This is a genomic window from Parafannyhessea sp., assembly GCF_051876455.1.
Lineage (GTDB): Bacteria > Actinomycetota > Coriobacteriia > Coriobacteriales > Atopobiaceae > Parafannyhessea.
Map to the genome: position 1 here is coordinate 1 of NZ_JBJEHW010000183.1, position 1,924 is coordinate 1,924.

2 protein-coding genes are annotated in these 1,924 nt (G+C 68.8%); both read right to left on the reverse strand.

Translation table 11 applies throughout. The annotated features are described in order from the left end of the window. Positions 1-670 (reverse strand): hypothetical protein (locus ACI38Z_RS07970; protein WP_439789662.1); only part of this gene is annotated, 670 nt, incomplete at its 3' end. A gap of 217 nt (positions 671-887) precedes the next feature. Further along, the coding region (locus tag ACI38Z_RS07975) for an alpha/beta hydrolase fold domain-containing protein (protein ID WP_439789663.1) at positions 888-1,924 on the reverse strand (1,037 nt) is incomplete at its 5' end.

A 1,924-nucleotide genomic window follows, 5' to 3' on the forward strand; every position in this document is an offset into this window, starting at 1 on the left:
CCGCATCACTCGACCTCGAGCGTGCGACGATCGCGGCCGCGGGCTCCGGCGCCGCTTCGGCGTTGGCAGCCGGCTCCTGCTGGGGCGCCGCGTCCTTCTCACCCGCGGGCTCCGCGGCCTGCGGCTCCAGCTGGGTCTGCTGCTCCGCCGTTGCCTCTGCCTGCTGCTCGGCCGCGGCCTCGGCCTTTGCCTTCTCTTCCGGCTGGGCTTGCGCCTGCGGCTGGGCCTCTGCCGGGGCCTGCGCCTCCGGCTCGGGCTTGACCTCGGCCTTGGCCTCCGCCTCGGACTGTGGCTGCGCCTTGGGCTTGCGGTGGCGCGGCTTTGCCGGCTTGGGGAGCTTGGACGCCTTCTTGTTGTGCTTCCAGGACTTGCCGCCGGATGACTTCTCCTTGGGGGCGGGGTGGCTCGCGGCCTCCAGGGCCTTCTCGAACTCCTCGTTGACCTGCAGCGTCGCGTACACGCGACCGCGCTTGAACACCGTGAGCTTGATCATGTCGTCAAGCGCCTCGAGCAGCGCGTTCACGTCGTCGCAGCCCAGGTCCTCCGGGTCGATGTCGTCCTCGCTCAGCACCTCCCCAAAGCGCTGCGCGCGCTCCTGCTTGCCAACGCCGATCTGGTTCTTGAACAGGCGGTACAGGTACAGGCGGTTGCCTGGGGTGATTCTGGGCATGGTGGTGGGCCTTCCTATCGTTTAGCCGCGCGCGTGGCGTGCGGCCGGTGGTTCGTTTGAGTGACGCTGTGGTGCGATGTGGTGCCATGGTGCTATGCGGTTCGTGCGGCGTTGGGGCGTTTGGCACGGCCAAGGGACCCCACCCTCGCGGGCGGGGGAGGCGTGCCACCGCGTGGACGCGTCGCGCGGGCGGGCCGGATGGGACCCGCCGCGTGCCCTAGTTGACCTTGCGCAGCACGCACTCCGCTATGCGCCTGCGTGCCTTGCGCGCCTCCGGGATGGGCAGGAGCGGCCAGTTGTGGTTCATCCCCTTGCCGATCACCAGGTCGGAGGGGACGCCCGCGGTCACGAGCTTCTGGGCAAACTCCGCGCAGTCCGGGTAGTAGATCTCGCGCGTACCGGCCAGCAGAAGGACGTTCCGCAGCTGGCTCACGTCGCCGTTCTTGGGGCTCAGGCGGAAGTTGCTAACCTCGTCCCCGTCGGCCCAGAGGTCGCCCATCTGCGCCACGCCCCACGGCGCGAGCATCGGGTCCTTGTCAAAGTAGTCCGCGATCTTGGGGTTGCGCATGGAGAGGTCCAGCTCCGGGCTGATGAGCACCAGGTTGGCCGGCTGTTCCATGTTGCTCTGCGGCAGGCTCTCCGCCAGGCCCAGCGCCAGCGCGCCGCCCGCGGAGTCGCCCATGAGCGTGATGGCGTCCGCCCCGTAGCGGCGGCAGAGCTCCCCGTACAGGCTCGTGAGCAGGGTGTACGCCTCGTCGTAGTCGTGCTCGGGCGCCAGCGGGTAGATGGGCACCACGACCTCCGCGCCGGTCTCCTGGCACAGCTTGTCTATAAAGCGCCAGTGCGCGGGCGTGATCTGGCACACGTAGCCGCCGCCGTGCAGGTAGAGCACCGCGTGCTCGTTCTTGCCCGTGGTGCCCACGTGATAGATCTTCATCCCGTCCGAGGTCTCCTCGAACACGAGCGAGCGCAGGTGCAGCCACGACGGGATCTGGTACTCGCGCTCGTTCTGGACGCGGCTCTTCTCCACAAAGTCGTCGTAGCGGCCCAGGTCGCGGCCGAGCACCACGTTGCGGAAGCCCGTGGCGCGAATCGCCCCCTCCGCGGCGGTGGCGGCGCCGGAGCGCCCGAACTTGGTGCGCGACCACAGCTCGAAGCCGCCCGCTGCGGCGGCGATGCCCGCAATGGCTCCCGTGACGGAAAGGACGTTCTTGGTGGTCTTCTTCATGCGGGCTCCAATCCTAGATATACACA